Here is a 23,491-nt window from a genome sequence, read left to right on the forward strand (position 1 = left end):
TAAAATACGAAACCAGTTGGCAACTAAAATACAACCTATAAAAAACAACGTCAATCTAATGCCCACTCCGATGCTCATATAAAGAGCATCCGCTAATTGAAGTGACTGATGTTACGCCAACCAAAATACATAGAACAAATTTAGATAATCATGTTCTGATATATCACTAATGTAGTAATAACAAAATTTATTAAAAAAAACAGGACAATTACAAAATTTAATCTTGAAATTTCCAATATTTACGAAAAAATATGGAAATATTTTACTTAAAATGAGATTATTAAATTTTAATACTGTGATAATTGGAAAATACCATCATTGCATATTAAAATTTTCAGTTGTTATTTTTACAATAGGAAACAACAATAACAGGTTAGTAATATGTTAATAACACACTATCTGGCCATCAGATAATCTACAAGTGAGGTTATAATTGATGTTAGAGCGAAAAAGAAAGAATCCCGCAGACAACATACTGCCCAAGAGAGTTTATAGAGGAAAATCAAAGTATGAATATCATCCTGCAACAGGTGGTTCAATCTCTATCTGCTGTTTGAGCTCACCAGTATCTGTTGTTTGGAAAGAGTACAATAAGATTGTAGAAAAAATAGAAAAAAATAGTACATAGAGACTAATATATGTCGAAGTTAATAAAAAACGGGAGCTATGACTCCCGTTGATACCAATATTTATTATAACCCCACCTGAATAAGACTCAGTTATCACAACAAAAACAACTTATATTATAAAATATTATTTTTTACTCTCTATCATCAATTTTCCAATACAAAAATCATAAGTTAATCTAATATTTTACTTTAAAAATTTAGCACTCTATTTTCAATAAGCTATATCATCCTTAATATCTATATCTTCAATAGTAAAAAGTAATAGGACTATCCTGTCCGTTAGGAATATGGTTTTCTCAAATTCGTGCTACGATATAAATCATATCTATGCATTTGTTAAAACAAGACAGTAGACGACGGAGCATCGCTTATGTTTATAAGTCACATGATAAAAACTATTGCTATTACTACTCTAATTACTCTAATTACTCTAATTACTCTAATGTTATCAACACCTGCTAGCGCAAGAGAGGGAAAATTGATTAACTTACCTGATAAACGATTTGCCGTGCTGTCCGAAGGTGATCTGGAAAATGCATCAATTGGCAGCTATTCCATTGCCATTTTTAAGGATAAAGATCTCACAGACTTTGAAACTGGAGGGATCTTTGAACGTGACGGTTCAGTATTTGAAGATAATGGCACTCCGAGGATCAAATTTGCCGATATTGATGGTGACGGTTCCAAAGAACTTATTGTTTCCAAACTTACAGCGGGTTCTGGAAATTATCTTGAAGTCGATGCACTCAAAATTACCAAGGAAAATGTCAAACTTCTCACCCGTGTCTATATAAATGGAAACCATGATCCTATTAAGCCACTCCGTGCAACATGTAAAAGAGGAAAATGTACAAAACAAAAACCTTAATAATCACCTCCTCACTTAAAATTGCTATCCGCTGAGATTCAGAGCAAACGTTGAATTATGTACTATTGTTAATGTTGTCGTTCCTGTTAAAGTTTGTCACCACTATCATGGTACAGTCGATCAAGAGGAAATTATGAAACGTTTTTTACTACCAATTTTCCTTATCCCATTCTTCTCATATGCCGCACATACTAATGTAGATAAAACCGCAGAAACTTACTGTAATTTGTTCGGGAAAGCCTCTGTAGAAGCATTTAAAACCCATGACTCATCCGACACAATAGCGCAAAAGGCGTTCAATGAATTAACTAGCAAGGGATTTGATCTTAAAGAGATCCATAGTAACAAGGATGAATTTATTACATCTATCAAACAGACTGTCACAGAAGTCAGAAAAAATAAACAAGTCTTCCCAAGCCCTCGCCATTTTGACGAATCACTGGATAAATCTGTTGAAGCATGTAAAGTTCAAACAAAACATGCTTTATCTAATAGTACAAAATAGATCCCTGTAGAGCGACTTACTAATGTTGTCGCTCTATTTTCATTGGACTTGTTGTTACTCGAATTACAATGACTGACAGTATTTATTGGGTATGTATTCACCTTTAGGTGTGAATTCTATCCCAACAAAAGTCCGCACTGCATTTCCCCTTTCAATCTGATGATGAAATAAACGCCGTTTAGCCTTGATCTGTGCGTGTTGCATATTTTGTAGCTGCTGAAGCCTATTCCCCAGCAATAAACGAGCAATTCGACAATTCGCGTGTTGGCTACGTTCAGACTGCACTTTAACACTGATCCCGCTAGCAATATGTATTGCCCTAACCGCCGACTCTGTTTTATTGACGTGCTGACCACCTGGCCCAGAAGCTTTCAACCTTTCAAACCTAACCTCACTTTCCATCACTTCTCTTATGGGTTCAAATTGCGTCACACCAATAAACCAGTTCTTACGACCCACTCCTTTTCGCCACGGGCTTTCACAAATCCATTTTATAGTACCGTTCCAACGCTTAAACAGTTGCAACTCATTTTCTCCTTGAATGGCAATTAACACGGAACGTAATGTACCCGCACGCAACCCACGTTCTTCTTCCAGAATATCCACAATAACGCCTAATTCTATGGCTTCTTGGACCAATCGCGCCAATGCTTTCTTGACAGCTAACATGCATTCATCCGGCCCCTGTGCTGAGGAAATTTGCAACAATATCATTCGTTGCCTCCCCGTGTCTTATACGTCAGGACAGGCTTCAGCCGTGCTATCAACTTCACCAGACCAGCTTGTAACATAGCATCCATCACCCCATTGATAGGCTTGTAAGCTTCTGGGGCTTCTTGGTAAATCAATTGCTTATCTAAGCAAATAACACGACTGCCTAATGTTGTGCGAGAAAGTTGAACGGCATTGTAACGGCCACTTAAACGCTCCTTGCATTCCCCGCGCATCCATTTCCGTCCGGCTCCGTGAGCCAGGGAAAACAGACTGTCTTCACGACTCAACGGTTGAACCAGATAGCTATAATCTCCACGAGATCCCGGAATAATCACTGCGCCTTGATCAGCCGGAGTAGCTCCCTTGCGATGCAACCAACCCGTAATACCATCGATAGTGCACGGGGTAAGCAAATTATGCGAGATATCAAGCAGACGCTCCCCATTAGCTCGCCAACGTTTTAACATTCGTTCTGCAATTAACTGACGGTTAACACAAGCATAATCCAACGCTTGTTGGTGTTGCTGGAGGTAATTCTGCGCCTGTGGACTAGATGCTAACAACCCATGATGCCCATGCTCACGAACATGTTGTTCAAGGATCATTTGCCCCATTCCACGCGAACCACTGTGCACCAATAACAAAAGTTGCTGTTTGTTCAGTTGCCAAGTTTCAAGAATATCGGGTTGATAAATTTCATCTAATTGCTGTAGTTCAGCAAAATGGTTACCACCCCCAATCGTTCCCGGTGAATAACAAAAATGTTCAGGTATATTGTCAGATAAATTTTCTACTTCCAAAGGGGTATCAATGGAGCCAAGCCGTTTTTCCAACTTATCCAATGACCATTTACTCAACGTCAAATCTGTACGCCACAATGCCATACCACAACCAATATCGTTACCGATAAGGGCCGGATAGAAACGTGACTGTGAAAAAAATGCAGCACCAACTGGATATCCCCTGCCGGGATGGAGATCAGGCAGACCAACGACACGTATCATGTCAGGGAGTTGTGCTGTTATTTCAAGTTGCTGGATAGCCTTATCATCCAGCCAAGTATTTTCTGCTGCGATAAGCTGTACGTTCGGTACAACCGAATGCAAAGTATTGCCCATAGATCAGCCTTATGATCAATGAAAAAATAAAGGTATGGTCAGGCCTAGCCGGCAATACTGAAAATGTTGATGTAGTAATTAGCTATGGACAGGCCTGAAAAGAGTCATTGTTATTGTCATCATCATGAATTCCTCCTTTTCAGTTGTTAATATGAGTTTAGCGAATAGCTGCTTTTGGCAGGCGCTGCATCATACTTCAAGTTTTATGAATATTGCCAGTGTTTTTTTGAATTTATTTAGTTAAATTAAACCATCCGAAAGGAATTTGATTTCAGCTTTTCAGCGGCAATGCTATGCCAAATATTAAAAACAATAAAATCACTAAAAAAGTATTTATTGATTTAAAAAAATGATATCTAAACGATAATTTTTTCTCATTGCCTTGATTAGACTCTCCTTTATCTAACAAGAACTTATTATCCTCAATTTCAGCAAGTATCACTTTTGCGCGTTCTATATCAACATGATGGACAAGCAGTTTAACACCACCAAATGCCTGGGAATACATATAGTTATTCCATACAATGTCTTCATCTATCACTACTGCATAAATATCTTCTGATAACATTCTGCCCAAGACGATGTGAGCATCTATTGGCGATAGGAAATTCGCTAATAACTGCATATTTCCTCTTTGAGGACGACTATTCCACATAAGTAAACCATGATCAGATGAGTTATAAATCAGTATAGCTTATTATTACGTTATCCCCCGTTATCTTATTTATTCAATAATGCAGCTGGATTAACGCAATAAGTGCCACAGGTGAAATATTAAAAAGCGCTTCTTAAGGGCTATTCAGGCAGATATGAAAAAAACCACCAAAGCTTATTTACTGGTACTGAAACTATCCTATCCTGAAACACAACAACAAACCCGATAAATATCATGATGACCGCAGTAAAGATTGGATAAAAGTTGTCGTCTGAGTTGTTCGAAATTTGATAGGCTTTGATAATCATTACTTTAATTATAATAAACAAGTTAACTATTAAATCTCTTTTATCTATTCAGTTAAGCGATTAATTACATATGTGTAATAATGAAATGGAATACATGCCTACGTTTGAAGTGGAAGCGTGCTGAATTAAAGACGGGAAACTTCACTCTTACTGTACTAAGTTTCATCAGCCACCTGATGAATTTGATTAATCCCGCACCTGTTATTTTATGTCATTCTGCCATAAACATGCATCTCACCCATTGAAGTTAAATCAAGATGTACTCTCCAGTATTGATGAACTGATTTTATTGATGTTCACAGGCGGAGCAGTATTCCACCGCCTTCATGTTACTTAGCAATGTATTGTTGATTAAATGAGGGAATAAACATGCAAGCTAAAAAGCCTGAATCAAAAGCATTAGAAGATAACGTCGTAGTAGTACCCACACCACAATATGTTAAAAATTCAATCAAAGAAGCAATTGATGAGCACGCTAAAAGCCGTAATCATCCATATGCAACTCAGATGGAACCGGGATTTTTTACACTAAGTAACGAAGTCGATAGCGATAGTGAGTTAACCGTCGCAACCTCTCAAGCGGTTAAGAAAACCTACGATCACTGTAACAAGTTGTAGCTCTTGCTGGGCTTCGAATATATTAACGAATGGGGATAGTTGAATGAATTGATTGGGGTTGTGTGAGGATTGGGACAAGTGGGTAATTCAGGAATGAAAAGGAGGATATTTATCATCCAACTAAAATTAAATTTTATCAGCGGTAATATAAAATTTATTAATTCACCATCTGTTATTTTATGTCATCCTGCCATCAAAAAATGCTACCTATCAAATATTAATTAAGCCGTACTCTCCAGTATTGATGAACCAATTTCATTGATGTTCACAGGCGGAGTAGTATCTCACCGCCTTCATGTTACTTAGCAATGTATTGTTGATTAAATGAGGGAATGAATATGCAAGATAATAAGCCTGAATCAAAAGCATTAGAAGATAACGTTGTAATAGTACCCACACCACTATATGTTAAAGATTCAATCAAAGAAGCAATTGATGAGCACGCCCAAAGCCGTAATCATCCATATGCAACTCAGACAGAACCGGGATTTGTCACACTGAGTAATGAGACAGATAGTGACAGTGAAATAACCGTCGCAACATCTAAAGCCGTGAAAGCAGCATATGATTTGGCGAATACAGCGAATCAGAATGCCAATAATGCAAATGACAATGCAAACTTAGCCCTACCTGTTGGTGTTCCTGTTCCTTGGCCTACAGAAAATCCACCGGAAGGCTGGCTGATATGCAATGGTGAATCATTTGATAAAGCAAGGCACCCAAAACTTGCACTTGCCTATCCCTCTGGCGTGCTACCTGATTTACGTGGTGAATTTATTCGCGGCTGGGATAGAGAAGGGGAAATTGATCCTAATCGTGCATTACTATCTAAACAAGAAGCAACCATGCTACCGTCAGTTTATACCTATAAATATAAAGGTGAAGAGACAGGAGTATTTATCTCACCACCAATGAGTGCATATAAAACAGAAGGGATAGAAGGAGCTGAAGGAACAGATATCCGCCCTAAAGATTTTGATGAACCAGTGTACAAAGAATCAGATGAATATTTAGCTACTGCGTTAACAAAAGAAGGTGAAGGCGCAAGGCTGGCAACATTCCGTGTCCGCCCCCGCAACATCGCATTCAATTACATAGTCAGAGCTGCTTAATACCGCAACAATATAACCCGCAACTTCTGCGGGTTAACCATTCCCTTACACCGCCTATTCAGTCTGTTCATTATCAGTGACAACTGTTACCATCCCCCTGAAATTCGATCAAATATTAGAAAAAATGATATATCATGGTATTGCTCACTAAATAGTTGCCGTATACGAAAGAGTTATACAGTAACAACCCACCCCTCTTAACGGAACTTAGGCAGCACCAATAATCATAAGGTTATCAGATGGATAAATCGTTTTTACCTTCTCATGAGCAGCAGCAAGAATTGGAACTTTTCCCTGTAAAAGAAATAGAAGTCGACGGTATTCAAATGGGAGTTTTGAATAATGGAACTCCCTACTTAACTATGTGTGGACTGTCTAGGTTATGTGGTGTTGATTCAGGTGTATTAGTAAGGCTAACCACCAATTGGTTAGATGAAAGAAATAAACCTCGTGGTAAAAAAATTGACTCCATGCTCCAATCCAAAGGATTAAGACTTACAAAGCTATATACTACGATCACAAATCAAGGAATTGAGACTCATGCTTATCCTGATAGTGTATGCATGGCAATTCTTGAATACTATGCTTTTGAAGCGCACAAAGCTGGCTCATTTGATAACACAAAAGCTCTGAATAATTATCGCGCTTTAGCGGAGCATACTCTTCGTAGATTTATTTACTTAAGTGTTGGGATTGACCCAGAAAACCCTCAGCGAGGTGCTTGGCAGTGCTTTCATGAACGACTTCAGTTAAATTCACAAATGCCATTTGGTTATTTTTCTGTATTCAGTGAAATGGCTGATCTAACCCTTAGGATGATTAATACAGGATTTAATTTTGGTCCAGCATCAATTCCCGATATCAGTGTAGGCGTAACTTGGGGAAAGTATTGGGTCAGTAATAAACTTGATGACCGGTATGGAAAAAGAACGAGATATCCTCATGTTTACCCAGAGTGGTTTCCTCAACATAAAGCGGGGCCTGTTGATACTTGGATTTACCCAGACGATGCATTAGGTGAATTTCGTCGATGGATGCAAAAGTCATACCTTCCAACTAAATTTCCAGCATATATAGAAAGCAAAGCTAGAGAGGGCGCTATACCGGTAGTTAATACAGCCAAGTTATTAACTCAAGTCAAAAAACCAGAATTGCCAAATAAGCACTAACTTCTTCACTAGCCCTCACCACGAGGGCTTTTCATATCATCAAGACTCTAGATCTTCCCCCTGCCTCAAATTCCACACCGAATTTTCCGGCATTTGTACACGAACGGAAATAAATCTACCGCTGGGAATATCAATTGGGTCACCGTCAGCATAGCCCTCACGTATATTTCTGGCGAATGCGGGGGCATCTGCGTGTTCGCGGTGATAGGTCATAATTTTGATGATGCCATCAGGTAACACACGGTAATCGACCCAAATCAACGGTAGTTTATTTTTGCACAGGGGGATTTCGATACCCCCGTCAATCCCGCCCCATGCCGCATCTGCATTGAATCCCAGCACGTTTTTGATGAGGTAAACACCCTCAGAGAGACGTTCAACTCTGGCACCATCAGATTCGTCGTTGGTTTCGAATGCGCCAGTGTCCGTAATTTTGATGATGGGGGACGCTTTTTTCAGAAAACCATCAACAACGGTGGTATTTTTATCTGTCCAGACATTATAAATGTGTGAAGCCATCTTATTGCCACCTGCAAATCGGACACCATGACCAGCGTAAGAAATTGAGATATTACCCCATGTATCATGGGTTCTCATTTTAAATGATGAGCCATACATATGTGAGTATCCGTTATAGCTATCATTACGATATATTTCACTGACATACTCATTCCTGAGCCACTGAAGAAACTCCTCAGTGGATTTTATATTTATGACTCGCCCTCCATCTCCAAATCCGCAATCACCGAACACCATTAGCGTGCCCGTTTTTTTCGGGACACCGATTGTTTTTCCCTCCGCGGCAAAAACCAACATTGCTTTAGAAGAATTAGGTGTTGTTTGGATAATGGTGGTGTTCCCACCTGATTTAACCAAATTTAGCGTGGCGTAATGTTCACCGCCGCGGATAGTGTGGTCACCAGATGTAAACACCGAATTTGATTCACGAGGCAAGGCATTTTTTGCCAGCTCCGCCGTTCCCTGTAAACCGAGGGTAGATGGAAAAGCAGGTCTTTCTGCTTAGAAATGCGCACATACTCAAAAATCTAATAGCCTCTCTCAATAACTTACCCCTCAACGACGAATTTCCCATTCAAGTCACCCTATCAGATTCAAGCCGAACACTACCGCAGAACGACAAGTTCCATGCGTTATGTGGTGACGTCTCTAAACAGGGTATTGAGTGGGCTGGCAATACATGGAAGACGCCGGAATGGAAATGCATTTTCGTCTCTGGTCACGCCAAAGCAACCGGGAAAGAGGGACAGTTAATCACAGGGCTGGAAGGTGAACTGGTGCCGCTGGCAAGAGAAAGCACCGCCAGAATGAGTGTAAAGCGCATGAGCAGTTTAATTGAATATTCACAGGCATGGGCTGTATATCAGGGCGTAAAGCTCACAGAGAAACGCTACACGCTGAACTATTACGGTCACAGGGTTTAACTCAAGTGGAGGCAGGAGCAGTGAGTGAAATCAGAAACGGAAATTATCTAAAAATAGAGGGCGATCAATATCATCGTATCTTTGTCGTTGGGGACTTGCACGGATGCTATCAGCTTCTAATGGATAAACTGCAACAGGTTGAATTTGATTATAAAAACGATTTATTGATATCGGTAGGTGACCTCATTGATAGGGGGGATCGAAATGTCGAATGCCTCGACCTGATAACTCAAAAGTGGTTCAGGGCGGTTCGGGGTAATCATGAGCAGATGGCGATAGATGCGCTATTCCATAACGGTAATAGTGACCTGTGGTTTAACAACGGCGGTCAGTGGTTTCTGTATCTGGATGCTGAGCAGAAAATATTGGCAAAGACTTTATTGGCAAAAGCGGAGCAGTTACCTCTGGTTATTGAAGTGGACACAGGGCATAAGAAAATTGTTATTGCCCATGCTGACTATCCAGACAATGAGTATGAATTCGGTAAGTTAGTTAATTGGCAGTCTGTCATCTGGAGTCGAGACCGAATTTACGATGCGACCGGAAGCGGTATAGGTAGGGAAATTACCGGCGCTGACCTGTTCATATTCGGGCACACACCCGCACATGATGATGCTCAATATTGGAATCAGCGATACATCGATACTGGCGCAGTGTTTGGCTATGAGTTGACTGTGGAGCAAATCAAATGAAATACCTCCCATTCACACTCTTTTGGATAACAGTCACACTGATTATGGGACTGGCTTTAGGGGGATAAGGTGGCAAGGTTTTCCCCCTTATATCATGCACGCTAACTTGATAGTTTGTTATTAGCGACCATAGCTGGCAATGTAAATGTGTAAATAAGGAAAATTTCTACGAACGATAAAAGCTCATGAGCTTCATCTTCAGTAACTTCAATATCAGTATGTACACTGTCGTTAGAGAATTTTCTAATAATATGCCCCCAACTAGCTATTTCAGGGGTAATTAATCCAAGAGTTTTTAATTTATCAATCCTATCGTACAGTTTCCCACTTTTAAAATCGGCATCGATAGCCATATTCTGAGTTGCAATATCGAGAACTTTCCTGCAATTAATTGAGCACGTTTCATATCTTTCGCGCTGAAAATCTTCTTTTGCCTCAAGGAAAAATTTTTCTGCTCTTGGTGGTATATCGTCAGGGGCAGAGGGAATACTGGGTGTTGGATAAGTACCTTCTATTCTGTAGTTATTATTCCCGCTAGGAATTACAAGGTTATCGTTGGTATCTCTTATAGCTGTATAAGGAGGTTTTCCATAATGGCCGTAGTAAATATCAGCAATTATCAGATTTTCACAACTGCGGCATTTGAAAATAGTTGAACATATTTGGCTGGCGGTTTTTAAACTTTCGCCAATTCCTACCAATGTAGCCCTTTCACGTAAACAATGAGGACATTGCATGTCTAACGTTAAAACACCCATAAATTTAACTCCATTTATTAAAGAGATTGAAAATATTCTTCATTTCTCTGATAGACCAGAGGAAGTATTAATTCAAAAGATTAGAGTATCTTCGGATGAAACGAGGCAGAAATTTATCGTTGCTATGATAGGGAAATTAATTGAGCAAAGCAAAATCATAAAGTTACATAAAAAAGAATAATTATTGATGGATAATATTAATTATGAAAAAGCAGGTGCGGAGGAAATGTACAATCTGCCGAGAGTGGTTTCATCCAAAAGCTGACCATATATGGTGGTGTAGCCCAGAACATGGCGCAGAATTGGGAATGCGACGACAAGACAGGAAATATGAAAGAGCCAGGCAGAAGTTAGAACGAGAACGACGACAAAAAGAAGTAGCCAACCGAGATAAACTCAAAGCCCGCAAACTCTCAGTAAAACCCCGCAGTTATTGGATTCAACAAGCCCAACGCGCTGTAAATGCCTATATCAGAGAACGAGACCGCGACTTACCGTGTGTTTCCTGTGGTACGCATACATCTGCTCAATGGGATGCGGGTCATTACCGGACAACGTCAGCAGCGCCTCAATTGAGATTTGATGAACGGAATATCCATCGCCAGTGTGTTGTCTGTAACCAGCATAAATCGGGGAATCTGGTTCCGTACAGGGTGGAGTTAATCCAGCGCATCGGTCAGGCAGCGGTGGATGCTATTGAGTCCAATCATGATCGGCACCGTTGGACGATTGAGGAATGCAGGGCAATCAGGGATGAGTATCGTGAGAAGTTAAAAAATCTGAGGCAGGAGGCCGCATGACATTCGACAATTTCGATGAGGCAATGGCCTGTGCCAGACAGCGGAGAATGGAGGATAAAAAGCACTATGCTATTCGTCAGCGCAAAGAGCGTTTGTATGTCACCCGATTAGCAGACTGTAGGCATCCGGCATGGTCAACACTGGATGATTTTAGGTTCGAATGTTACGGAGTAACACAACATCGAATTCAGAAACTAGAGCCGTCTGATACACCGTTAATTATTGGGTTACTGGCATCTGGCCTCTCTCAGAGAGTGGTAACCCATAAATTTGATGTCACGCGTGGAGCAATAAGACGATTAATCAACAGGGTAAAACAACAACAGACAGTGGCGGGGATAAACCGATGACAAATATTCAACTGGTCATGGAGCGTTGGGGGGCATGGGTGGCGGACAACCAGGAGGGCGTTTACTGGTCATCTATTGCGGCGGGTTTCAAGGGGTTGATCCCCAATAGAATCAAGTCACGCCCGCAGTGTTGTGAGGGTGATGCGATGGTTATTTCTAGTTGTATGGCAAAGCTGAACCAGCAAAATAGTGATGCGCATGATTTGTTGTTTGACTATTACGTGTTCGGTAAGACGTTTATGTAGTTGGCGTATGAGCATCATTGTTCTGACGGGTACATTGGGAAGAAATTACAAAAAGCCGAGGGGGTCATTGAAGGGATGCTAATGATGCTGGATGTCTCACTGGAGATGGATAAATACGTCCAGAAAGAGCCAATGAATATCAGCGCGCATCAATTATGCAGTAATTTTTAAAAATAACTTTACGTACGTAAAAACGATGCTATTGTGATAAGAGTGATAGCTATGTCACGTAGCTTATTAGCTTTTCTCGACAGATGGAAAACAGTGACACAGTGTTATCATCTGGTTTGCTAATTTCAGACATTTTACCTCGCCATCGAGCGGGGTTTTTTATTGCCCCACATTCAGTAAAGGATATTTATCAGCACTAAACTTCAAATTTACACCCCAACAGATTACTGACTTAGTGAATAGTCATATTTTATAATGCAATACCCTATATTAATGCATATTAATCATTGTGAGGCTGCATCTCATTGAGATAAAATCTGACCTAAGTAATATTAACTGGCTAGTTAGCAGTAGATGAAATGACCTTAAACTTTAACAATAAATAAGTGAGGAAATGATGTCTGACGTTAATAAGCTGGATAGTACACCATGTTCTTTTGATCCTGAGCAATTTAAAGTTAAAATTAAATCTGTTGAGTACGAAGCGATTGAACCTAAAATTAAATCTGTTGAATTTAATGATAGTGTAGGCGCGCCAGTTGGTACTTTTCCGTGGGCAATTATTCAAGTGTATTTAAATAAGCCAGTGAGACGCAGTAGCTGGAATGCAAATATATACCTTATTCCTAAAAACGATAGTTCTGGCCATCTTATCTATATTCAGGAGTCAGATACAGATGGTAGCCCTTCTCCTTGGGTGCCTGAATCAAAAGATATGATGGCCTGTGATTGGGAGCTAGTGAAGATAAAACCAAAACCAGTTGAATGTATGCTGTCTTTTGATCTTAAGATAGAGACTAGCCAATATGAATATGGTAATGGTACTGAGCAATATTGGGGATATTTGACCGAGGGGGGGGGATACAGGTGCCAGTGAACCCCCTCCTTTTGGCACTCTGACTAACTTTCAAAGCACGATAGGAATTGGGAACGTCTTAGCATTTTATCTCAGCGAGTTCCCCATCGGTAGTTTTGGTTACATGCAATTGCAGGTTGATACTCAAAACCAACCGGATTTACACGGTAAAGATCTTGAAGTAACAGTTGATAATTACACTTACCATCTTGGCCCTAGCCCAGATTCTTCAATTTATCTTGACTACACCTCTGACGGCGCAAAAAAACTAGGCGACCTACTGAAACAAAACCTAGGTAAAACCCTGCATTTCTGCTTCAACTGGAAATAAATCTACATATTTAATTCAAGGCTGCTTAATGCGGCCTGTTCTATTTATGCCACCGCAATCACTCTCATAACCTCAGTATCTCCTATTGCGGTTGGCATCCTATTTACTACAACTCACAGGGGCGACCACAGACTCACCCCACGGACGCCCATTGTTCTAATGGGGTGGAATATGAAGATGAAAGAAAATCCTGATTTATGTGCTGACTTACTCAACGGCCTGAAAAACTCGTGGCCGCAGATCTTCGGCTCTGTTTTGGCAATCGCCATTTGTTACGGCCGACTAATTTACGACGGGGTGGAACGAAAGAACCGCTGGGTAGAGGCGCTGCTCTGTGGGGCGTTGTCATGGAGTGTATCCAGTGGTCTGGAGATGTTCGGCATTCCCGCCAGTTTTTCACCCGCTATCGGTGGTGCCATTAGATTTATTGGTGTTGAGAAAATCCGCGAGTTTGCTGTTCGCGCCATTAATAAACGGTTGGGGGATAAACAATGAGCAGAGGCATTGACAATCATAATCCGGGTAATATTGACTATAACCCCGTGAATAAATGGCTGGGACAATTGCCGCATGATAAAAATATTGAACCACGTTTTTGTCGATTCAAATCGGTTGAATATGGCATTCGGGCATTATTTAAATTGTTGATGAACTACCAGAGTAACCCCAAATTACAATTGCATTCGGTTAGGAAAATCATCAATCGTTATGCTCCGCCCATTGAGAATAACACGGAAATTTATATTCAGTTCGTAGCTGAAAAGATTGGCGTTTCGGCCGATGCGACAATATCCACTCAGGATCAAAACGTTTTGTTTGCGCTGGCCGAGGGAATCATCCAGATGGAGAACGGCGAGCAGCCTTATTCGGTAGAAACGTTCAGAAAAGCGTTTGAATTGCTATGAACTGGAAATTGCAGGTTTATTCATTGGTTGGAATTGTGCTGATAGGGTTTATCTGTCATTACCTCATTGGCAGCTATATTGAGGTGCGGGATGAAAATGAATCACTGAAACAGCAAAACCAACGCCAGCAGTCCATCACCGATAACGCCTACCACTCTATCAGGTTATTCAATGATATCTCACGCATTAATAGCGAAAACCGACAGCGGTCAGCCGTGGATTCTGAGAAAACGCAGGCCGCCATCAAAACGATTGTTGTTAATCATGATTGCGCCCATCGTACTATTCCTGATGGGGCTGTTATCCGGTTGCAGCAGCACGCGGATAGAATACGTTCAGATTCCGCCAATACCGATCCCGGCACATCTGCTCGCTGACTGTCAGCCGCCTGCAATACCGGACACAATGACATGGGGTGACACCCTGATTTTACATGAACGGTTATTGACGGTCATTGAGCAATGCAATCTGGATAAATGGGCGATACGGGAAATTGAAAAGCCCCTACAATGAGGGGCTAAACATTAACTAACTGAAAGTGATAGTTTTTTGCCTATCGCGGCAACCGCCCGGCTAATCGTATCAATTTTAGTGGTATGACGTGGCGCAAGTATTCGTTGGATTTCAGGGGGACGGATACCAGTTAAGCGTGATAACTCAGCTTTACTAATTTTAGCACTGAGAAGCTCATTATTGAGTAAGATTTTGGCATACACACTATCAGGTAAGTGTACCCACTGTTCATCTTCCTGAAGATCTGAATCTGCCAAGGGAAAGTTTTTATCCATGTCAAAGTAGATTTCGACACTGGAAAGCAAAACATCCTCTGCCATTTCCATTGCTTCAGGCATATCTGCACCACAAGTGATGGCTTCGGGAATATCCCTGAATGTGACTGTATATCCGTTATCTTCTTTAACAAATTTAGCAGGATAGTACATATAGACCTCTTTTAATAATCTATCGGTGCAGTGATAGCCCCCGCATTGAGGGCTAGAGTTTATTTTAAACCTAATTGCTTTTTGACTCCTTCGACTAACCCTGTTGTCAATTCCTGACTGGGGTGTCTGGGGAGGTGGCTTATTTTGCCTTTGTAGTAGAGTTTCAGATGCTTTTTGCCATTCTCTGTTTCTACACCTTGGGCTTTTAGCCACTTTAAAAACTCACTTTGTTTCACTGCTCCTCCATTCTGTTAACTTGAAATAAATATATGCAAAAATGCTAATAAAAGCAAGGTGAAATTAGCATTTTTGCATATAGATTACGTAACCAGAGAAATATCTATAACCCATGCTGCTACCCGTTCCTATCGCGTACCCAACGCATACGGGCTGGCGGCATTTTTGTATCTAACGCGCACCGCAGCGCCAATCTAAACATCGAGCCTTTATTTAGGAATGAGCCTTTGAGGAATCAGCTAAAACTGATGCTACTCGATGGGCTGATCTCCTATTGCGGCAAAGGTTCATTACCTAAGTAAGGATAAGCATCGTGAATTACCCAACTATCGTCATTGAAAATATTCAAGTTCGTAGTAGTGAGCACGGAACCTATAACCTTAATGACCTGCATAAAGCTGCTATAGCGGCAGGTCTGGCGCAAAAATGGCAGAAACCAAGTCAATTTTTGCAAAGTGATGGCATTCGGGAGTTTGTTGAGGAAGTGACCAAGGTGCTAAAACACACCTTGGAACAAAATCAAATACTTAGAATCAGTCACGGTGGTAATGAGCGCGGCACATGGGCGCATGAATTAATCACTCTTCGTTATGCTGCTTGGCTCTCCCCAGCGTTCGAAGTGAAGGTCTATCAAACATTCCGAGCTGTCATTCTGGGTCAATTAGGTAAGTTCGCTCAGGCAAATCGGCTCGAACTTGAATACCAAAGCAAGAAGCGTAGGGTTAGCACGGCAGCCAGAATAATGAATAGCTGGGGTGTCGGTGGTGAGAAGCAGAGGATCGAATCAGACAGAGAATTACTGGCTAAAGAAATACAGTTTTCTATTCCCGGTCTGGAGGAGGTCAAATCATGAAAATGCCAACCCATGAGTTTCTATGCTGGCGTGTTGCCGAAGCCTACTGTTATTACTTAATGAAAATCAATCAGAGCCTAGTGTATCGACATCTGTTTGGAGACATGCCGGTCAACCAGCATTTCATTGCTAGTCTGCTTGATGGCAGGATCAGTGAGAAACTCCCTCCCAACAGCCAAGCACTGTTTTACAGCAAGTTAATTGAACCCTTTGAAAAGGCGATTGATGAGCGTGTTGTGTTTGTCGGCGGCGTTGCGTCAGAACTGAGTAAGCGCGGTAAGCGCTACATGAATGCGTTCCTGCATGAGTTCGGAATAATGCTCATGGATATTGGCATCAGAGAGAAAAATGGTCTGTACCGATTACCTACTGATGAAGAGATGGGTGTGAAATGACCAAACAAGAACGACACGAATTAACTATCCTGCTCCAGACAATAAGAGAAGCCAGTAACTATCTAAACACAGGCCAAATCAATGACGGGAGGATCAATATGGATATCGTGGAAGCCGCATTGGAAGCGATACTGAACCGGAAGAAATAAAAATAGAAAATTCTGCAAAGCATCCTCAAACGGGTGCTTGATAGAGTTTTGTAGAGGTGTTTGGCTTCGGTTTACTTAACTCCGAATCTGATTAATCCAATCAATTAGTTTTACATCAGCCCGTCACGGGGCATTCAAACACAGAGCCTTACGGGATAAGTCTATGGGGTAAGCGGTTTTGCTTTAACTCTGTGGACTGCTATATCCGCGTGAACTTAGGCTTATCGCCATAAGGAAAAGCAATGGACTTATCATTATCTGAATTATCAGAGGTATTCACATGCAATATAGAACTTGGTGAGCTGTATTGGAAGCCAAGAGATAGGCGCCAGTTTAATAATGATTTCGCTCACAAAATGTGGAGTCTTCAATACGTAGGGAAAAGAGCTGGTGGTAAGGATGGATGTGGGTATGTGGTTGTTCATACTAAAGGGATAGCTATCCGTGTTCATAGAGCTATTTGGATATTTGCTCATGGCTCAATACCAAGCAGCCTATTTATTGACCATATAAACCACATTCGTGATGACAATCGAATTGTAAATCTAAGGCTTGTTACTCATTTGCAAAATATGAAAAACCAAGCCATGCACTCCACGAACATCAGTGGCGTCAACGGAGTTAGCTTTGATCGTAAGAAGCGAAAATGGATAGCCAGTCTAAGGCATTTAGACAACACAGTTAATCTTGGCGAATTTACGTCAATGGATGAGGCTATTGAAGCTCGACTTGAGGGGAACCAGAGGTTTAATTTTCACCCTAATCACGGGCGAGACCGTTACTTGGATACGCCATACATTGACCCTTGGAATCGAGTCAAGTGATTCACTGGGATTATATCAACCAGCGCAGTTGATTATTCTGATTTGAGGAAAACCATGTCACAGAGCACACTCACTATCGATATCAAATACAACACTGAGGCATTAAACCAACTGGAGTCACAACTAGAGCATATCGCCGAACTGATGGATCGTATTCGGGGACGGCGTGACAACCACCTCCGCCAGATAGTGCGCGAAGAGATACGCCAGTTCGTCAATCATGAAATTAGGCAAAGTGGAATGTTTTCAAGATAAGGAATAAAAATGGCACTCCCCGACAAACAGGAGATGTTTTGTCGCGATTACCTCGTTGATTTGAACGCCACGCAAGCGGCAATTCGTGCGGGGTACAGCGAAAGTACAGCCGCAGCACAAGCTAGTCGCCTGTTAATAAATGTTAATATTCAAAATAGAATCCAAGAATTAAAGTCGAACAGGAATGAACGTGTAGATATTAACGCTGACTATGTTCTACAGCGTCTTGTCGATATTGACAAAATGGACGTCCTCGACATTCTCACTGATGGAGGCGAACTCAAGCCAGTGAAAGACTGGCCTAAAGTGTGGCGCATAACCTTATCTGGCCTGGAAGTCCTTGAAGTCGGTTCACAGGATACTGCCGCTTTACTCAAGAAAATCAAGTGGCCTGACAAGGTGAAGAACTTGGAGCTAATCGGTAAGCATGTGTCTGTTCAGGCATTTAAAGAGCAGATTGATCAAAAAGTTGTGGCTACACATAACATTATGCCAGTGCCCGCCTGCGATAACGTTGATGATTGGGAAAAGGCAGCACAGAAACAACAGGGCGAGGTGTTAGGCGGATGAATTACAATGTGGTTTGGAAGCCTTTGCCTGGCTCACAGTCGTTATCATTAAGTTGCCCCTGCAATGAGATATTGTATGAAGGAACGCGAGGACCCGGTAAAACAGCGGCGCAGTTAGCCCGGTTCAGACGCAATGTCGGTGTTGGTTACGGTTCATTCTGGAGAGGAGTGATATTCGATACGGAATACAAGAACCTCGCAGATATCATCACTCAGTCAAAGCGTATGTATCGCTTATTTAAAGATGGTGCTCGTTTTCTCGCTTCCGCTTCTGAGTTACGTTGGGTTTGGCCGACCGGTGAGGAACTGTTATTCCGATTCGGGAAAGAGGCCGACGATTATTGGGATTATCACGGGCAAGAATTTCCGTTTATTGGTTTTAATGAGTTAACTAAACAGAAATCGGCTGATTTTTATGAGGCTATGTTCTCGTGTCGGCGTTCTTCATTCAGGTCAGAAGATTATCCACTGGAAGATGGTACGTTGTTAAAACCTATTCCGCTTGAAACATTCAGCACAACTAACCCGTTCGGTATCGGTCATACATGGGTGAAAAAACGGTTTATTGAACCTGCACCGCGCGGAACAATTATTCGTGAAACTCAAAAAGTGTTCAATCCTCAGACCAAAAAAGATGAGGACGTGACACTAACTCGTGTCGCCATTCATGGTTCATTTAAAGAGAATCCATACTTAGACCCACAGTACGTTGCTAAAGGCGTGAAGTGGATTGATCAGCATCTGGCTGGCGAAGATGCTACGGAACCTAATGAGATTAAACAGGACGGCAAAACACAAGGCCAGTTAAATATCATGCCTGGTATCTGCAAGAAAGTGCTTTCCGGTCCTGCGGATAGCTCAATATTTAATGGTGAAAAATATTTACCGCATCCGGCAGACAGAAAAGCCAAAGATGATCCTCACAATGAACGTTATAAACGTTATTTGCTCCGTGCATCGTTCATTAATGCTACAGGACGAACGCTGTTAGGGTTGTTAGGCATAACTTTTAATAAGCCCGTAAAAATTGATATTGCGGGTGGTATTGAGTATCTGGAAACAGACATTAATGGTGAAGGCCAGCCCCTCACGCAAATGATACGGGATTCACTTTCTCAGGTATTACAGCGCGGGCGGGCGGGTTTACTGACTGACTTTTCGGGCGCTGGCGTTCAGTCAGAATCTGAAAAAGGGCGTCCATACATTCGATTATTTACAGCAAAACAAATCATCAACTGGCGCGTGACTAATGGTAAAACGTCATTGGTTGTTGTGCATTATCAAGAACCAAAAGAATCAGATGATTTTGATTTGCAAATGATTGACTGCTGGATTGAGCTACGGCTTATTGATGGCAATGCCTGTTCTCGCAATTGGTATCGAGACGGCGACTTAATCGCAGGTGAGTGGGTGGAGCTTAAAGACGCTAACGGCAATTTGCTGTCAGAGTTGCCGTGGTCGTGGGTTGGCTCAATGAATAATGACCACACACCGGATGCGCCGCCGTTAGCAGATATAGCCTATGTGAATATCAAACACTATCAGGCTGAGGCTGACATTGCGGAATCAGCGCACACAGTCGGGCAGCCGATGGTGGCACTGACTGGACTTAATGATGCATGGATAGAAACCCACATGAAGGATGGGTTTACAGTTGGGTCGCGTCATGGAGTGTTACTTCCTCAAAACGGTGATATGAAATTTGCTCAGCCGGAAGAGCGTAACATACAGATAACCGTAGCGGAGCGACGAGAAAAACAGATGGCTATGCTGGGCGCTAAATTAATTGAGCGGGGCACGTCTGCACGAACTGCAACACAGGCACAAAACGAGGCGCAAACAGATAACTCTATCCTGTCATTGTGTGCCGGTAATGTAGAGCAGGCATTCAATCGGGCATTGCAGTTCTGTATCCAGTTTGCTGGTGCAGGCGTGGCAGCGATTGAACTGAATAAATCCTATGAAATTGCACAGCTTGATTCAGCGGCCATCTCAACACTGTTGTCTGCCGTCCAGTCTGGCGAAATGCGCAAGGTCGATTTTATTCGGTATCTGCAACGTATCAATATTGTTCCCCAAGATGAAAGCCCGGAAGATATTGAGGATCAGCTAAGAAATAACGAGCCTGAAATGCTGGGGAGATAGATGAAATCCATCAATGAAATGATCATGGATGAGTTGGTTGCACACTCCCTGTTTTCAGGCCGTTACGGTATGGGCGTTGCCCGCAAGATGGTTAAAGCACTAAATGAGTTTGATGCTGAACTCACAGCTTCTTTGGTTGCCGCATTAGACGATACCCGCATTGACACTGACAGATTCACTGTGCGGCGATTAGAATCGTTGTTATCTAGCGTGAGGGTAATCAATAAAAATGCGGTTGAAAGTGCATTTTCTGTGTTGTCCAGTCAAATGCTGGAACATGTCCGCTATGAAATGGGCTACTACCCGTCGCTGTTTGAGTCTCTGTTACCGGATGCTGTTCTGAGACAATACCCACTAATGAGCATTACAGAAGAGATGCTGTATTCCTCCGTAATGTCTCGACCATTTCAGGGAAAGTTGTTATCAGAATGGGCAGAAGGATTAGAGGCTGACCGCATGGTCAGAATCAATAATGCGGTTCGCAACGGCTATTTGCATGGCGACAGTGTGGTTGATATAGGACGAAAAATCAGAGGTCATGCCAATCAGGGATATAAAGATGGCGCGTTACAAATGAGCAGGGCTAATGCAACCAGTATTGCCAAAACAGCGATAAATCATTTACAAGCAACCGCAAGGGAGCAGTTTACAAAAGCCAATAAGGATATTTTTGATTGTAAGCAGTGGGTATCAACATTGGATAATAAAACATCCAATAACTGTATCATCCGTGATGGGCTGAAATACACACTGAATGATAAGCCTATCGGCCACAAAATTCCTTATTTGCAAGGCCCCGGCAAAATCCACTTTAATTGTCGCTCAATGGAAACGCTGGTGGTGAAATCATGGCGGGAACTGGGTATTGATGCTGATGAAATGAGCGAAGGGACACGGGCATCAATGGATGGTCAGGTGCCAGCAGGGACGACATTTTTAGAGTGGATTCAGCGCCAACCGGAGTGGAGACAGAGACAAGTGTTTGGTGAAACTCGTTTCCGGCTAATGCAGGATGGCGGCATGCACCCCTCGCAATTCTACACAGATAAAGGTGAGTTTATTTCATTAAACAAGCTCAAAGAGATAGACGAGCAAGCTTTTAGAGAAGCTGGTTATGACTAATGCCAGCAACAAATCACACAAACCCGCCACACTGAGCGGGTTTTTTATTATCAGCAGTCGGTGACTGCATCATCAAAACCCGAGGTTAATGATGTTTAAGTTTTTATTAACAAAAGAAGAATTTGACGTACTGACTGACGAACAGAAATCCATGTACAAAGAAAATGGCAACAAATATCAGTTACAAATTGATGGTATGCCAGAAATCCCCGATGTTTCCGGGCTACAAAAGAAAGTCGATGAATTACTTTCTGAGAAAAAATCTGAACAAGAGAAACGCCGCCAAGCGGAAGAAGCAGCCAAGAAAGCCGCAGAGGAGCAGGCTCGCAAAAATGGGGATATTGAAGCGCTGGAAAAAAGTTGGTCTGAGAAACTCACTGCGCGAGAAAAAGAGTTATTGGCACAACTCGAAGAAAAGGACACTAATTTGCGCACATTGCTGGTGGATAACGTTGCGCAGTCATTGGCGACTAAATTAGCAGGGGATAGTGCGCCGTTAATCATGCCACATATTAAATCACGACTGGCAGTTGAAAAGGGGAAAACCCGCGTTGTTGATGTCAGTGGTCAGCTTTCAGCGTTATCTATTGATGAACTGGAAAAAGAGTTTCGCAGTAACCAATTATTTGCACCGGTAATTATCGGTAGTAAAGCCACTGGAACCGGGGGTGACGGCGGCAAAGGGAAACCACCGGCCGGAGGCGGTGAGAGACCAAAAAGCACGAATTCATTAGTGGATCGTGCTCGTGAAATCATTGCTAAATCAGAGGAATAATTGAATGTCGTTAGAAATTTTTCAAAAACAAGTCTCCACGGCCGCTACTGAACTGGTTGATCAGGCTGTCCGAGAGTTTAACGAGGCATCAGGTGGGGCTTTGGTTCTCGGTAACGGTGACCACATTGGTGACTTTGTGGAACAGACATCGTGGCAGTTGCTAGGTGGGCTGGCTCAGCGTCGTAACGCATACGGTTCAGGGGATCTAACCCCGCAGGAATTAGGTCAGATTTTGGATCGCATGGTGAAGGTTGACGGACGTATTGGTCCTGTTTCTGTTACGCCCACCATGATGAAGCGATTGGGTAAGGATGTCTCAGAAGCCTCAGCGGTGGTTGCTGCCCAATCTGCGGAAGCCATGTTGCAAGACTACCTGAATACGACAGGCTCGGCACTGAAAGCTGCTATTTCGGGCAATACGGAGGTTATTACCGATCTATCCGCCGAGAAAAAATCCCCCTCTTTACGTGGTCTGAACCGGGCAACTCGTCCGTTTGGTGATGCTTACTCACGTATTGTGGCATGGTTGATGGATGGGGCAACGTTCAACGATTTTATGGATGAGACATTGGCTAACGCCAGTAACCTGTTCCAGATCGGTAATGTTGCTATCAAGCAGGACGGTTTCGGTCGTCGTTTTGTGGTGTCAGATATTCCGGCATTGGCAGATGGTGAAAAGCAACACTCGCTAGGCTTAGTTGTGGGTGCTGCGGCTGTTCAAACGTCACCACTCATCATGAAAGCACAGGATGTCCTCGGTACGGAGAATATCAAGGCGTTGATGCAGGGTGAGTACGACTTCACTGTCGGCCTACGGGGTTATCAATGGGCGAAAGATAGCATCAAATCACCGACAAATGATCAGCTTGGGACTAAATCTAACTGGAAACAGGTAGTAACCAGCATCAAGGATACTGCCGGTGTTATGGTGACGTTTGGTAAAGATATCACAGAAACGACTACGGTCGATAATAAGTAAT

At 42.2% G+C, this 23,491-nt stretch carries 32 protein-coding genes and 2 pseudogenes; 27 read left to right on the forward strand and 7 right to left on the reverse strand.

Translation table 11 applies throughout. From position 1 onward, the window contains the following. Positions 1–1,071 precede the first annotated feature (1,071 nt). A complete protein-coding gene (locus tag WDV74_RS10135) occupies positions 1,072–1,497 on the forward strand; it encodes a PliI family lysozyme inhibitor of I-type lysozyme (RefSeq protein ID WP_338885581.1) in 426 nt (141 codons plus the stop codon). A gap of 133 nt (positions 1,498–1,630) precedes the next feature. Next, entirely contained in the window at positions 1,631–2,002 is a 372-nt protein-coding gene (locus tag WDV74_RS10140; protein ID WP_338882635.1) for a hypothetical protein, read from the forward strand. A 63-nt stretch (positions 2,003–2,065) separates the two neighbouring features. Here WDV74_RS10140 and prfH read toward each other — a convergent pair whose 3' ends face one another. The 3 genes from prfH to WDV74_RS10155 form a co-directional block, all read right to left on the reverse strand. After that, positions 2,066–2,716: a peptide chain release factor H gene (prfH, locus tag WDV74_RS10145; protein ID WP_338882636.1), complete on the reverse strand. Its 651-nt coding sequence runs from the start codon at positions 2,714–2,716 to the stop codon at positions 2,066–2,068. Then, entirely contained in the window at positions 2,713–3,834 is a 1,122-nt protein-coding gene (locus WDV74_RS10150) for an RNA ligase RtcB family protein (RefSeq protein ID WP_338882639.1), read from the reverse strand. The genes prfH and WDV74_RS10150 overlap by 4 nt, the downstream gene beginning before the upstream one ends. Before the next feature lie 271 nt (positions 3,835–4,105). Beyond that, positions 4,106–4,489 carry a hypothetical protein gene (locus tag WDV74_RS10155; protein ID WP_338882640.1) on the reverse strand — a complete coding sequence of 128 codons (384 nt, stop codon included), beginning with the start codon at positions 4,487–4,489 and terminating at the stop codon, positions 4,106–4,108. A gap of 677 nt (positions 4,490–5,166) precedes the next feature. Here WDV74_RS10155 and WDV74_RS10160 point away from each other — a divergent pair. From WDV74_RS10160 to WDV74_RS10170, 3 genes are all read left to right on the forward strand, one after another. Continuing rightward, a complete protein-coding gene (locus WDV74_RS10160) occupies positions 5,167–5,415 on the forward strand; it encodes a tail fiber protein (RefSeq protein ID WP_338882642.1) in 249 nt (82 codons plus the stop codon). Positions 5,416–5,753: 338 nt separating this feature from the next. After that, a complete protein-coding gene (locus tag WDV74_RS10165; protein ID WP_338882643.1) occupies positions 5,754–6,527 on the forward strand; it encodes a phage tail protein in 774 nt (257 codons plus the stop codon). A 239-nt stretch (positions 6,528–6,766) separates the two neighbouring features. Then, positions 6,767–7,696, forward strand: a complete 930-nt coding sequence (locus WDV74_RS10170; protein WP_338882645.1) for a hypothetical protein — start codon at positions 6,767–6,769, stop codon at positions 7,694–7,696. A 39-nt stretch (positions 7,697–7,735) separates the two neighbouring features. Here WDV74_RS10170 and WDV74_RS10175 read toward each other — a convergent pair whose 3' ends face one another. Continuing rightward, entirely contained in the window at positions 7,736–8,629 is an 894-nt protein-coding gene (locus WDV74_RS10175; protein WP_338882647.1) for a hypothetical protein, read from the reverse strand. Between the two features lie 65 nt (positions 8,630–8,694). On the opposite strand from WDV74_RS10175, the gene WDV74_RS10180 reads away from it, so the two are divergent. Together WDV74_RS10180 and WDV74_RS10185 are read left to right on the forward strand one after the other, a co-directional pair. Then, complete coding sequence (locus tag WDV74_RS10180; protein ID WP_338882648.1) at positions 8,695–9,138, forward strand: recombination protein NinB; 444 nt, start codon at positions 8,695–8,697, stop codon at positions 9,136–9,138. 20 nt (positions 9,139–9,158) lie between these two features. Then, positions 9,159–9,830, forward strand: coding sequence for a metallophosphoesterase (locus WDV74_RS10185; RefSeq protein ID WP_338882649.1), 672 nt, complete (start codon positions 9,159–9,161; stop codon positions 9,828–9,830). A gap of 101 nt (positions 9,831–9,931) precedes the next feature. On the opposite strand, the gene WDV74_RS10190 is transcribed toward WDV74_RS10185, so the two are convergent. Further along, positions 9,932–10,588: a DUF4145 domain-containing protein gene (locus tag WDV74_RS10190; protein WP_338882651.1), complete on the reverse strand. Its 657-nt coding sequence runs from the start codon at positions 10,586–10,588 to the stop codon at positions 9,932–9,934. Here WDV74_RS10190 and WDV74_RS10195 point away from each other — a divergent pair. From WDV74_RS10195 to WDV74_RS10235, 9 genes and pseudogenes are all read left to right on the forward strand, one after another. Beyond that, positions 10,566–10,769, forward strand: coding sequence for a hypothetical protein (locus WDV74_RS10195; RefSeq protein ID WP_338882653.1), 204 nt, complete (start codon positions 10,566–10,568; stop codon positions 10,767–10,769). The genes WDV74_RS10190 and WDV74_RS10195 overlap by 23 nt on opposite strands. A gap of 22 nt (positions 10,770–10,791) precedes the next feature. Then, on the forward strand, positions 10,792–11,388 hold the full coding sequence (locus WDV74_RS10200; protein ID WP_338882654.1) for a recombination protein NinG: 597 nt from the start codon (positions 10,792–10,794) through the stop codon (positions 11,386–11,388). Further along, on the forward strand, positions 11,385–11,738 hold the full coding sequence (locus tag WDV74_RS10205) for a hypothetical protein (RefSeq protein ID WP_338882655.1): 354 nt from the start codon (positions 11,385–11,387) through the stop codon (positions 11,736–11,738). Before WDV74_RS10200 ends, WDV74_RS10205 begins: the two co-directional genes overlap by 4 nt. After that, positions 11,735–12,154, forward strand: a pseudogene (locus WDV74_RS10210) (antiterminator Q family protein). The gene WDV74_RS10205 and the pseudogene WDV74_RS10210 overlap by 4 nt, the downstream one beginning before the upstream one ends. A 397-nt stretch (positions 12,155–12,551) precedes the next feature. Further along, entirely contained in the window at positions 12,552–13,031 is a 480-nt protein-coding gene (locus WDV74_RS10215; RefSeq protein ID WP_338882656.1) for an MW1434 family type I TA system toxin, read from the forward strand. Positions 13,032–13,134: 103 nt separating this feature from the next. Continuing rightward, complete coding sequence (locus tag WDV74_RS10220; RefSeq protein WP_338882657.1) at positions 13,135–13,341, forward strand: hypothetical protein; 207 nt, start codon at positions 13,135–13,137, stop codon at positions 13,339–13,341. Positions 13,342–13,512: 171 nt separating this feature from the next. Beyond that, entirely contained in the window at positions 13,513–13,836 is a 324-nt protein-coding gene (locus WDV74_RS10225) for a phage holin, lambda family (protein WP_338882659.1), read from the forward strand. Continuing rightward, entirely contained in the window at positions 13,833–14,246 is a 414-nt protein-coding gene (locus WDV74_RS10230; RefSeq protein ID WP_338882660.1) for a structural protein, read from the forward strand. The genes WDV74_RS10225 and WDV74_RS10230 overlap by 4 nt, the downstream gene beginning before the upstream one ends. Continuing rightward, entirely contained in the window at positions 14,243–14,623 is a 381-nt protein-coding gene (locus WDV74_RS10235) for a hypothetical protein (protein WP_338882661.1), read from the forward strand. Before WDV74_RS10230 ends, WDV74_RS10235 begins: the two co-directional genes overlap by 4 nt. A 147-nt stretch (positions 14,624–14,770) precedes the next feature. On the opposite strand, the gene WDV74_RS10240 is transcribed toward WDV74_RS10235, so the two are convergent. Continuing rightward, a complete protein-coding gene (locus WDV74_RS10240; RefSeq protein WP_338882662.1) occupies positions 14,771–15,187 on the reverse strand; it encodes a type II toxin-antitoxin system HicB family antitoxin in 417 nt (138 codons plus the stop codon). A 59-nt stretch (positions 15,188–15,246) separates the two neighbouring features. Next, entirely contained in the window at positions 15,247–15,423 is a 177-nt protein-coding gene (locus WDV74_RS10245; protein ID WP_338882663.1) for a type II toxin-antitoxin system HicA family toxin, read from the reverse strand. Between the two features lie 314 nt (positions 15,424–15,737). Between WDV74_RS10245 and WDV74_RS10250 the strand changes: the two genes are divergently transcribed. The 11 genes and pseudogenes from WDV74_RS10250 to WDV74_RS10300 all read left to right on the forward strand — a co-directional run bounded on the left by WDV74_RS10250 (position 15,738) and on the right by WDV74_RS10300 (position 23,490). Further along, positions 15,738–16,277 (forward strand): KilA-N domain-containing protein, encoded by a 540-nt coding sequence (locus tag WDV74_RS10250; protein WP_338882664.1) that lies wholly within the window; start codon positions 15,738–15,740, stop codon positions 16,275–16,277. After that, positions 16,274–16,672 carry a hypothetical protein gene (locus tag WDV74_RS10255; protein ID WP_338882665.1) on the forward strand — a complete coding sequence of 133 codons (399 nt, stop codon included), beginning with the start codon at positions 16,274–16,276 and terminating at the stop codon, positions 16,670–16,672. Before WDV74_RS10250 ends, WDV74_RS10255 begins: the two co-directional genes overlap by 4 nt. Next, entirely contained in the window at positions 16,669–16,821 is a 153-nt protein-coding gene (locus WDV74_RS10260) for a hypothetical protein (RefSeq protein ID WP_338882667.1), read from the forward strand. The genes WDV74_RS10255 and WDV74_RS10260 overlap by 4 nt, the downstream gene beginning before the upstream one ends. Positions 16,822–17,063: 242 nt before the next feature. Then, positions 17,064–17,645, forward strand: a complete 582-nt coding sequence (locus WDV74_RS10265) for an HNH endonuclease signature motif containing protein (protein ID WP_338805097.1) — start codon at positions 17,064–17,066, stop codon at positions 17,643–17,645. 54 nt (positions 17,646–17,699) lie between these two features. Beyond that, positions 17,700–17,900, forward strand: a complete 201-nt coding sequence (locus tag WDV74_RS10270; RefSeq protein WP_338882669.1) for a hypothetical protein — start codon at positions 17,700–17,702, stop codon at positions 17,898–17,900. A 9-nt stretch (positions 17,901–17,909) separates the two neighbouring features. Further along, positions 17,910–18,470 carry a terminase small subunit gene (locus WDV74_RS10275; protein WP_338882670.1) on the forward strand — a complete coding sequence of 187 codons (561 nt, stop codon included), beginning with the start codon at positions 17,910–17,912 and terminating at the stop codon, positions 18,468–18,470. Beyond that, a pseudogene (locus WDV74_RS10280) lies at positions 18,467–19,339 on the forward strand (terminase); the annotation flags it as partial. The gene WDV74_RS10275 and the pseudogene WDV74_RS10280, both read left to right, overlap by 4 nt. Positions 19,340–19,942: 603 nt before the next feature. Continuing rightward, positions 19,943–20,614 (forward strand): DUF4055 domain-containing protein, encoded by a 672-nt coding sequence (locus WDV74_RS10285; protein ID WP_338885582.1) that lies wholly within the window; start codon positions 19,943–19,945, stop codon positions 20,612–20,614. After that, positions 20,615–21,736 carry a phage minor head protein gene (locus WDV74_RS10290; protein WP_338882671.1) on the forward strand — a complete coding sequence of 374 codons (1,122 nt, stop codon included), beginning with the start codon at positions 20,615–20,617 and terminating at the stop codon, positions 21,734–21,736. A 91-nt stretch (positions 21,737–21,827) separates the two neighbouring features. Then, positions 21,828–22,511, forward strand: coding sequence for a hypothetical protein (locus WDV74_RS10295; protein WP_338882672.1), 684 nt, complete (start codon positions 21,828–21,830; stop codon positions 22,509–22,511). A 4-nt stretch (positions 22,512–22,515) separates the two neighbouring features. Next, complete coding sequence (locus WDV74_RS10300) at positions 22,516–23,490, forward strand: major capsid protein (RefSeq protein ID WP_338882673.1); 975 nt, start codon at positions 22,516–22,518, stop codon at positions 23,488–23,490. Position 23,491: the final 1 nt, after the last annotated feature.

It is taken from the genome of Xenorhabdus sp. TH1, assembly GCF_037260955.1.
In the GTDB taxonomy this organism is placed as follows: Bacteria; Pseudomonadota; Gammaproteobacteria; order Enterobacterales; family Enterobacteriaceae; genus Xenorhabdus; species Xenorhabdus griffiniae.